The organism is Methylobacterium sp. 285MFTsu5.1 (assembly GCF_000383455.1).
Classification (GTDB): Bacteria; Pseudomonadota; Alphaproteobacteria; order Rhizobiales; family Beijerinckiaceae; genus Methylobacterium.
On sequence record NZ_KB911294.1, the window covers coordinates 58,535 to 68,405 of the forward strand.

The 9,871-nt window shown below is 70.9% G+C and carries 7 protein-coding genes, 1 tRNA gene and 1 rRNA gene; 2 read left to right on the top strand and 7 right to left on the bottom strand.

Annotated features, from left to right (window positions below; genetic code table 11):
- The first annotated feature begins 78 nt into the window (after positions 1-78).
- On the top strand, positions 79-1,353 hold the full coding sequence (purD, locus tag H288_RS0126195; RefSeq protein ID WP_020095543.1) for a phosphoribosylamine--glycine ligase: 1,275 nt from the start codon (positions 79-81) through the stop codon (positions 1,351-1,353).
- A 107-nt stretch (positions 1,354-1,460) separates the two neighbouring features.
- Here purD and ggt read toward each other — a convergent pair whose 3' ends face one another.
- Together ggt and H288_RS0126205 are read right to left on the bottom strand one after the other, a co-directional pair.
- Positions 1,461-3,230 (bottom strand): gamma-glutamyltransferase, encoded by a 1,770-nt coding sequence (ggt, locus tag H288_RS0126200; RefSeq protein ID WP_020095544.1) that lies wholly within the window; start codon positions 3,228-3,230, stop codon positions 1,461-1,463.
- Between the two features lie 392 nt (positions 3,231-3,622).
- Complete coding sequence (locus tag H288_RS0126205; protein WP_020095545.1) at positions 3,623-4,633, bottom strand: 1-aminocyclopropane-1-carboxylate deaminase; 1,011 nt, start codon at positions 4,631-4,633, stop codon at positions 3,623-3,625.
- A gap of 249 nt (positions 4,634-4,882) precedes the next feature.
- Between H288_RS0126205 and H288_RS0126210 the strand changes: the two genes are divergently transcribed.
- Positions 4,883-5,347 carry an Lrp/AsnC ligand binding domain-containing protein gene (locus H288_RS0126210; RefSeq protein WP_020095546.1) on the top strand — a complete coding sequence of 155 codons (465 nt, stop codon included), beginning with the start codon at positions 4,883-4,885 and terminating at the stop codon, positions 5,345-5,347.
- Between the two features lie 7 nt (positions 5,348-5,354).
- On the opposite strand, the gene H288_RS0126215 is transcribed toward H288_RS0126210, so the two are convergent.
- From H288_RS0126215 to rrf, 5 genes are all read right to left on the bottom strand, one after another.
- Positions 5,355-6,698, bottom strand: a complete 1,344-nt coding sequence (locus tag H288_RS0126215; RefSeq protein WP_020095547.1) for a replication-associated recombination protein A — start codon at positions 6,696-6,698, stop codon at positions 5,355-5,357.
- A gap of 87 nt (positions 6,699-6,785) precedes the next feature.
- On the bottom strand, positions 6,786-8,243 hold the full coding sequence (locus H288_RS0126220) for a Do family serine endopeptidase (protein ID WP_020095548.1): 1,458 nt from the start codon (positions 8,241-8,243) through the stop codon (positions 6,786-6,788).
- Positions 8,244-8,374: 131 nt separating this feature from the next.
- A complete protein-coding gene (locus H288_RS0126225) occupies positions 8,375-8,854 on the bottom strand; it encodes a MucR family transcriptional regulator (RefSeq protein ID WP_020095549.1) in 480 nt (159 codons plus the stop codon).
- 514 nt (positions 8,855-9,368) lie between these two features.
- A tRNA-Met gene (locus H288_RS0126230) sits at positions 9,369-9,445 on the bottom strand.
- Positions 9,446-9,558: 113 nt separating this feature from the next.
- A 5S ribosomal RNA gene (gene rrf / locus H288_RS0126235) occupies positions 9,559-9,674 on the bottom strand.
- Positions 9,675-9,871: the final 197 nt, after the last annotated feature.

A 9,871-nucleotide genomic window follows, 5' to 3' on the forward strand; every position in this document is an offset into this window, starting at 1 on the left:
CAGAGCGGGGAAAGCCCGAAAAAAACCTTTTCCCGCGGGCACGCTTCCCCCAGAAGCTGGGCCCATGGTGGCGTGCGCATGAATATCCTGCTGATCGGCTCCGGCGGCCGCGAGCACGCCCTGGCCTGGCGACTGGCCCAGAGCCCGCTCTGCACCCGCCTGTTCACGGCGCCGGGCAATCCCGGCACGGCCCGCCACGGGACCAACCGGCCGGACCTCAAGGTCACGGACCACGCGGCCGTCGCCGCCTTCTGCGCGGCGGAGGCGATCGGCCTCGTGGTGGTCGGGCCCGAGGCGCCCCTCGTCGCCGGCCTGGTGGACGACCTGAAGGCCGCCGGGATCCGCGCCTTCGGGCCGACCCGCGACGCCGCCCGGCTCGAGGGCTCGAAGGGGTTCACCAAGGATCTCTGCGCCGCCTGCAACATCCCGACCGCCGCCTTCGCGCGCTTCTCCGACCTGGAGCCGGCGCTGGCCTATGTCCGCCAGCAGGGCGCCCCGATCGTCGTGAAGGCCGACGGCCTCGCCGCCGGCAAGGGCGTCACCGTGGCCGAGACCGTCGACCAGGCCGAGGACGCGCTGACCGGCCTCTTCGCCGAGCCCGGCGCCGAGGTCGTGGTCGAGGAGTGCCTGTTCGGCGAGGAGGCGAGTTTCTTCGCCCTGTGCGACGGCACGCGGGCGATCTCCCTCGGCACCGCCCAGGACCATAAGCGGGTCTTCGACGGGGACCGGGGGCCCAATACCGGCGGCATGGGCGCCTATTCCCCGGCCCGGGTGGTCACCCCGGAGATCGAGGCCCGGGTCATGGCCGAGATCATCGCGCCGACGCTTGCCGGCATGCGGGCCCGCGGCTGCCCGTTCACCGGCATCCTGTACGCCGGCCTGATGCTCACCGCCGACGGCCCCAAGCTGATCGAGTACAACACCCGCTTCGGCGACCCCGAGGCGCAGGTGCTGATGCCGCGCCTCGCCTCCGACCTCGTGCCGGCGCTGCTCTCGGCCTGCGAGGGCGACCTCTCCGGCGTGAGCCTGGAATTCGATCCGCACCGGGCGGCCCTCACCGTGGTGATGGCGGCGGCCGGCTATCCGGGCGCCGTGGTCCGGGGCTCGGTGATCCGGGGCGTCGACGCCGCCGAGGGCGACGGGGTTCACGTGTTCCAGGCCGGCACCCGCGCCGAGGGCGGGCAGCTGCTCGCCGATGGCGGCCGGGTCCTGGCGGTGACGGCCCTCGGCGACAGCGTCACGGACGCCAAGGCCCGCGCCTACGCGGCGGTGGCCCGGATCGACTGGCCGGAGGGTTTCTGCCGGCGCGACATCGGGTTCCGCGCGGTGGCGCGGGAGGCGGGAGAGGGCTGAACCCCCGGTCTCGCTCGTGGCGGGTGCCTCCGGGCCCCACCCTGCCCTCCCGGACGAGGCCGGCGTGCCCGGAATGACGGGGTTGTCCGCGTCAAGCCGCCCGCCCCCTACTCCCCCACCGCCGCGCCGGCCGGCCGGCGGTTGTCGTTGGCACCGTAGAGCAGACCTGGCCGCATCCGCTCCGTGCGCGAGGCGTCGTTGCCCGACGACGCGGCCTCCGGCAGGGCGGGCGCCGCGGCCCGGACCGCGATGAGCTCCTGCGCCCCCCAGGGCCTCTGCTCGACGATCGTGTGGCCCATGCCCCTGAGGATGGCCTGGGTGTCCGCCGAGAGCGCGAAGGGCTCGGCGTAGACCGTGTCGGGCAGCCACTGGTGATGGATGCGCGGAGCGTCCACCGCCTCCTGCGGCTCCATGCCGAAATCGAGCACGTTGATCAGCGTCTGCGCGTTGATCGTGATGATCCGCGAGCCCCCCGGCGAGCCCGCCACCAGCGCGACCTTGCCGTCGCGCAGCACGATCGTGGGCGCCATGGAGGAGAGCGGGCGCTTGCCCGGCTGGATCGCGTTCTTCGTCCCCTGCACGAGCCCGAACAGGTTCGGCACCCCGGTCTTGACCGTGAAGTCGTCCATCTCGTCGTTGAGGAAGAACCCCGTGTCGCCGGCGATCACCCCGGCGCCGAAATAGCCGTTGATCGTGTAGGTCAGCGCGACCGCGTTGCCGGCCTTGTCCATCACCGAGATGTGTGTGGTCTCGGGCCGTTCCCGCGGCTCCGGGCCGGGGTCCGGGCGGATCTCCGCCGACGGGGTCGCCCGGTCCGGGCGGATCGAGGCCCGGAGCGTCTCCGCGTAGGCCGGCGACAGCAGCCGGTCGACCGGGTTCTCCACGAAGGCCGGATCGCCGAGCAGCAGGTTGCGGTCCGCGTAGGCGCGCCGCATCGCCTCGACCATCAGGTGTACGGTCCGGGCCGAGTTGAACCCGGCGGCCCGCAGGTCGTAGCCGTCGAGGATGCTGAGGATCTCGCAGAGCGTGGTGCCGCCGGACGAGGGCGGGGGCGCCGACAGGATCGTGGCGCCCCGGTAGCGGCAGGTGAGCGGCTCGGACTGCGTCACCGTGTAGGCGGCGAAGTCGGCCGCCGTCAGCAGGCCGCCGCCCGCCCGGGAGGCCGCCTCCACGGCCTCCGGGATCGCGCCCCTGTAGAACGCGTCCGCACCGCGCTCCGCGATGGCCTGGAGGGTGCGGGCGAGGTCGGCCTGGACCAGCCGGTCCCCGGGCTGCCAGGGGCTGCCGTCCGGGCGCAGGAAGATCCGGGCGACGTTCGCTTGGCCCGCGAACAGCTTCGTGCCGGATTCGAGGATGTCGGTGTCGCCCCGGGTCAGCACGAACCCGTCCCGGGCGAGCGCGATCGCCGGCGCCATCACCCGCGCCAGCGGCAGGGTCCCGTACGCGGTGAGGGCGGTGTTGAGGCCGAGCACCGTCCCGGGCACGCCGGCCGCCTTCCAGCCGCGCAGGCTCGCGCCCTTCACGACGTTGCCGGCAGCGTCGAGATACATGTCCCGGGTGGCGGCCGCCGGGGCGGTCTCGCGGAAATTGATGAAGCGGCTGCGCCCGTCGGCGCTGTGGAGCACCAGGAAGCCGCCGCCGCCGATGTTGCCGCAGCAGGGGTTCACCACCGCCTCGGCGTAAGCGACTGCCACCGCGGCGTCGACGGCGTTGCCGCCGGCCCTCAGGATGTCGGCGCCCACCTGCGAGGCGAGGCGCTGGGACGAGACCACCATCCCGTTCTCGGCCTCGACGGCCGGTCCCGAGGCGGAGCGCGCGGCGGGCGCGCCCAGGGCGAGCAGGGCCGTGAGGAGCAGCGCGCGTGCCGGTGCGATCATCCCTGCCCTCTCCGGTGCGGGTCCTGCGCCGTCATATAGGGGACCGTGCGCTGGAGTCGCTGGACCCGTCCGATCACCGCATCCCGAGGGGCGGCGAAGCCGCCGCGAAGGAGCCTCCGAGGGCTCGCGAGACTTCCGGAGCCCCTCCGAGCCCCTCCGAGCCCCTCCGAGCCCCTCCGAGCCCGCTGCACAGCACCGCAGGATGAGAGGGGCGAAGGGCGGTGAGGGATCGGGCCGATCCGCCTCACTCGGTTTCGCTGGAACGGTTCGGTTGAGGTGCCCCTCTCCGTCATCACGAGCGCAGCGAAGTGACCCAGGGTCGCGCCACGTCAGGAAGCGTGGCGCTGCTGGATTGCTTCGCTCCGCTCGCAAGGACGGCGCCGCCGAAGGCCTCAGCCGTTGCGGAACGTGTAGCTGTAGCCGTTCAGCGCCGGCGCGCCGCCGAGATGGGCGTAGAGCACCTTCGAGCCCTTCGGGAAGAAGCCCTTCTTCACGAGGTCGATCATGCCCTGCATCGACTTCCCCTCGTAGACCGGGTCGGTGATCATCCCCTCGAGCCGGGCCGAGAGGCGGATCGCCTCCACGGTCTCCTTGGAGGGCACGCCGTAGACCGGGTAGGCGTAATCCTCGTTGAGAACCACATCGTCGGCCACGATGTCGCCCGCGCCGACCAGGGCGGCGGTGTTCTGGGCGATGTCGAGGACCTGGGCCTTGGTCTGGGCCGGGGTGCAGGAAGCGTCGATGCCGATGACGTTGCGGGCGCGCCCGTCGGCCGAGAAGCCCACCAGCATGCCGGCATGGGTCGAGCCCGTCACCGTGCAGACCACCACGTAGTCGAAGCGCAGGCCCATCTCGGCCTCCTGCTTGCGCACCTCCTCCGCGAAGCCGACGTAGCCGAGCCCGCCGTACTTGTGCACCGAGGCACCGGCCGGGATCGCGTAGGGCTTGCCGCCCTCGGCCTCGACCTCGGCGAGCGCGCGCTTCCACGAATCGCGGATGCCGATGTCGAACCCGTCATCCACGAGCTGCGTCTGCGCGCCCATGATCCGCGACAGGAGGATGTTGCCGACCCGGTCGTAGACGGCGTCCTCGTGGGGCACCCAGGCCTCCTGGATCAGCCGGCACTTCATCCCGATCTTGGCGGCTACCGCCGCGACCATGCGGGTGTGATTCGACTGCACGCCGCCGATCGACACAAGCGTGTCGGCGCCGCTCTTGATCGCGTCCGGCACGATGTACTCGAGCTTGCGCAGCTTGTTCCCGCCGTAGGCGAGCCCGGAATTGCAATCCTCGCGCTTGGCGTACAACTCGACCTCGCCGCCGAGATGGGCCGTCAGGCGCTTGAGCGGCTCGATCGGCGTCGGGCCGAAGGTCAGGGGATAGCGCTCGAACTTGTCCAGCATCGGGTCTCTCCGGGTCTCGGGGCGCCCCCGGGGCAGCAGCGGTCTCGGTCCGCCCGGGCGCGTCGAAGCGAGGCCTCGGCGACGGCCCGCGCGAGGCCCGGCTCCGTCTTCGAGGCGCGGGGAGAAACTACCCGATCCGGGATGAAAGGTGCTCTCGATCTTCGAGTATGAACAGACCTTGACTTGCGCTGCTGACCGGGCTGGCTACGGAGTATTCCGGATTTCGTGCCGCATCCGAAAGAATCATCCATGTCCGCAGGGCTCGATCGGATCGACCAGAAGATCCTCCGCCTCCTCCAGACGGACGGGCGCATGGCGAATGCCGAGATCGCCGAGCGGGTCGGCACTAGCGCGGCCACCTGCCATCGCCGGATCCAGCGCCTGTTCGCGGACGGGTTCGTGCGGGCGGTCCGGGCGCTGATCGATCCGATGCGGGTCGGGCGCGGCACCCTGGTCTTCGTCGGCGTCGTGCTCGACCGCTCGACGCCCGAGAGTTTCTCGGAGTTCGAGGCCGCCGTGCGCGCGATCCCCGCGCTCCTCGACTGCCACCTCGTGGCCGGAGACTTCGACTACATGCTGAAGATCCGGGTCTCCGACATGGCCGACTTCAACCGCCTCCACAGCGCCACGCTGATCGGCCTGCCGGGGGTGCGCCAGACCCGGACCTTCTTCGTGATGAAGGAGGTGATCGACAACGCGCCGCTCGATCTGTGAGGGCCCCCTACCCCTCCCCGCGCCGCGCCTTGCGCAGCGCCTCCCACCGGTCGAGGCGCTCGGCGAGCCGGGTCTCGTAGCCCCGCTCGGTCGGCTGGTAGAGGTGCTGGCGCCCGAGCGCGTCGGGCCAGTAATCCTGGCCCGAGAAGGCGTCGGGCTCGTCGTGGTCGTAGCGGTAGCCCTCGCCGTAGCCGATCCGCTTCATCAGCTTGGTCGGCGCGTTGAGGATGGTCCGCGGCGGCGGCAGGGAGCCCGCCTCCTTGGCCAGCCGCGTCGCGGCCTTGTAGGCCTCGTAGACGGCGTTCGATTTCGGCGCGCAGGCGAGGTAGATCGCCGCCTGGGCGAGGGCCAACTCGCCCTCGGGGCTGCCGAGGAAGTCGAACGCGTCCTTGGCGGCGTTGGCCACCACCAGCGCCTGCGGGTCGGCGAGCCCGATATCCTCCACCGCCATGCGCACGAGCCGGCGGGCGATGAACAGCCGGTCCTCCCCGGCATCGAGCATCCGGCAGAGATAGTAGAGCGCCGCGTCCGGATCCGAGCCGCGCACGGTCTTGTGGAGCGCCGAGATCAGGTTGTAGTGGCCCTCCTGCGCCTTGTCGTAGATGGGCGCGCGCCGCTGCACGATCGCTTGCAGCGCCTCGGCGTCGAGGGTCTCGCCGGGGCGGGCCGAGCGCCAGACCTCTTCCGCCAGGGTCAGGGCCGCGCGGCCGTCGCCGTCGGCCATGCGGACCAGAACGCCGCGCGCCTCCTCGGTAAGCGGCAGGGCTTGGCCCGTCAGCGCCTCGGCCCGGACCAGCAGGCGCGCGACGGCGCCCGGATCGAGGGCCCGGAACAGCAGCACCCGGGCGCGGGATAGGAGCGCGGCGTTCAGCTCGAAGGACGGGTTCTCCGTCGTCGCGCCCACCAGCGTGACGGTCCCGTCCTCCATCACCGGCAGGAAGGCGTCGAGCTGGGCCCGGTTGAACCGGTGGATCTCGTCGACGAACAGCAGGGTCCCCTGCCCGGTCGCCCGCCGCTTGCGCGCCGCCTCGAACACCTTCCGCAGGTCGGGCACGCCGGAGAAGATCGCCGAGATCTGCTCGAAATGCAGGTCGGTGCCCTGGGCGAGCAGCCGCGCAACCGTGGTCTTGCCGGTGCCGGGCGGCCCCCAGAAGATCAGCGAGCCGAGCGTCCGTCCCCGCAGCAGGCGCGTGAGCGCCCCGCCCTCCCCGGTCAGGTGTTCCTGGCCGACGACCTCGGCGAGGGTCTGCGGGCGCAGCCGGTCCGCCAGCGGGCGGGCGGCCTCGGCGCCGGGGGCGCGGCCGGGATCCGGCGCGGCGGGTGTCTCCGCGGAGGCGAACAGGTCGGACATCCGCGCATCAACACCGGGCGCGGCCGGGGGCGCAAGCCGGGAGCCGGGGCTTGCCCACGGCCACGGGCTCGGCGCCCCGCGACGGGATCAGCCGCCGAACACCGAGGTCAGGATCTCGCCGTTGCGGTTGATCGCGACCTCCCAGGAATTGAGGCTGTTGCGGGTGACCCGGTCGAGGTCCTTGGTGGTCGCCATTGGCACGCCGTTGACCGCCACGATCACGTCGCCCTTCTGTAGCCCGACCCGGGCCGCGATGGAGTTCTCGTCCACCGCCTGCACGGCCACGCCCTCGGCCGGGAAGTCCACCTGCATCTCCTCGGCCACCGCCGGCGAGGTGTTGACGAGGGTCGCGCCGACGAACGGCGAGCGGGTCTTCACCTTGAGCGCGTCCCGGGGACGCGTCTCGGGAGCCGGGGCGAGCTTGACCGGGACCGTCTGACGGGTCGTGCCGCGGAGGATCCCGAACCGGGCGTGGCCCTGCACGCCCTTCAGGGCGAAGCGGTAGCCGAAGGCCTCCGGATCGGCGACCTCCTGGCCGTCGACCGTGAGGATCAGGTCGCCGCGCTTCAGGCCCGCCTCCTCGGCCGGGCTCTTGGGCTGGAGGCTCGCCACCAGCACGCCGGTCGGGTGGTCGAGGCCCATGCTGTCGGCGATGTCGGGCGTCACGCTCTGGATGCGCGCCCCGAGCCAGGGCCGGCGCACGACGTTCGCCCCGTCCCGGGCGGCGTCGACCACCGCCTTGACCATGCCCACCGGGATCGCGAAGCCGATGCCGTGGCTCCCGCCAGACTGCGAGTAGATCGCGGTGTTGATGCCGACCAGTTGGCCGCGCAGGTCCACCAGCGCGCCGCCGGAATTGCCCGGGTTGATCGCCGCGTCGGTCTGGATGAAGTACTGGTAGTCCGCGGAGCCGACCTGCGTGCGCGCCAGCGCCGAGACGATGCCCTGCGTCACCGTCTGGCCGACGCCGAACGGGTTGCCGATCGCCATCACGAAGTCGCCGACCTCCAGGGCGTCGGCATCGCCGAACGGCATCGGCACGAGGCCCTTCGGCGGTTCCTTGATCTTGAGCACCGCGAGGTCGGTGCGGGTGTCGCGCATCACGATCGTGGCCTCGAACTCGCGGCGATCCGCCAGGGCGATCCGCACCTCGTTCATGTTGTCGATGACGTGGTTGTTCGTGATCACGAGCCCGTCGGCATCGACCAGCACGCCCGAGCCCAGGGAGCGCTGCGCCCGGTCACCCCGGGGGCCGCGGCCGCCCTCCGGCTCGCCGAAGAAGCGGCGCATGAACTCCTCCATGGCGCTGGTGCGCGCGCTGGAGCGCTTGTCCACGTGGGAGGCGTAGACGTTCACCACCGAGGGCGCGGCCCGCTTCACCACGGGGGCGAAGGAGAGCTGCACGTCGGCCTTGCTGAGCGGCACGACCTTCGCGGTGCCGTCCTTCGCGGGCTCCCGGGTCTCCGTCCGCGCCATCTGCGCCGCGGCCGGGCTGGCGGCCAGCAGGGCTGCGACGAGGGCGGGCAGGGTGAGGCGGGTCAGCATGCAGGGCTCCGGCGTCTGGGCGGGCGCGCCGTCCAGGCCGAGACAAGGCAGGCGCACCGTGCGGCCCCACGCTATCGAGGCCGATTGCGGCAGGTCGACGACACCTTCGCCGCAGGCGGGGCGTGTCGCCGTCAGACGGCTTCCTTGCTGCGCGCCCGCCGCTTCCCGGCGGGCTGCGGCGCGGGCTCGGCTTCGGGTTCCGGCGCCGCGGCGCGCGGCTGCCCGAGGCCCAGGGAGCGGGCGAGCTGCGAGCGCTGCTCGGAATAGCTCTGGGCCGTCATCGGGTAGTCCGAGGCGAGGCCCCACTTGGCGCGGTAGGCCTCCGGCGTCAGGCCGCGCAGGGTGAGGTGCCGGCGCAGCGTCTTGTAGGGCTTCCCGTCCTCGAACGAGATCAGGAAGTCCGGATTGATCGAGCGCCGGATCTCCTGCGCGGTCGCCTTGGCGATCGGCGGGCTCTGGCCGGCGTCGCAGACCCCCCGAATCGCCGCGTGCACCTCGTTGAGGAGGCCGGGCAGATCCGCGCTCTGCACGTGATTGTGGCTCACATAGGCCGAGACGATCTCGGAAGCGAGCGTGACGAGGCGGAGAGAGCCGCCGTTCGACTGGGCCATGTCTCGTGCGTTGCCTTCTCGTGATGACGAAACTCGCCAGAACGCAAGCACTGCGTCGCGATTCGGACGCCTGATACAATCGCATTCGCAAGAAGCGTCAAGTCTTAAATTCGGAACTGGGGTATACGGTCCCAAATAGCGTAATAAGAGCGATCTTGATCGCTCAACCTCAAGGAGTAATGCCTGTCAGGGTCTCGCTTGTGCGCAATCGATATTGCCGATTTATCCCTGCGACCTGACGCGGCCTGCACTCTACAGCCGAAGGTGCGATGCGGTGCCGGCTATAGAGCTTACGAGGCCGTTTCTGCCCATCGATTGTGCATTCGCAGAGCGTCGCTGGCCGATACCTCAAAGCCGATAGGACAACCTCAGCGACGCTTTGTGGCGGTCGCACCTCGGCGGTGAGCGACGGAGGGTCTGGAAGCGGACCGACGGTGCGCCAGTGGCGCAACCTGATCGCGAAAACGCAGAACCCGCCGCGCTGTTGAGCGCGGCGGGTTCTGTGTGTCGGATTTGGTTGCGGGGACAGGATTTGAACCTGTGACCTTCAGGTTATGAGCCTGACGAGCTACCGGGCTGCTCCACCCCGCGCCAAGTCTGTACGGCTGGTCCGGGTCGACGCCGGCTCAGTGTGAGCGTGCGCCGTGTCCGGGGGCCGGATCGGTGTTCGTGTCGAGGGAAGGTGTGTGTATTGCGATGGGCAGGTCTGGCGGCGACCGACTCTCCCGTGTCTTGAGACACAGTACCATAGGCGCTGGCGTGTTTAACGGCCGAGTTCGAGATGGGATCGGGTTCTGGGCACGCCGCTCAGGCCACCAGACCGGCGCATCGCAATTGTTTTCGGACTTGGCCGTCGCGGGTTGCGAGGCGCGTGTGTCCGGTTCGGCAAGCATGTTGGTGGCAGCGTCTGCTGCTGGTCTGTTTATGACCGTGTCTCTGGCTTCGCCAGCCTTTGCGGCTGCCGAACCAGTCCGGACACGGATCACGAGAGCGATCAAGCCAATCGGGCGATTAGTA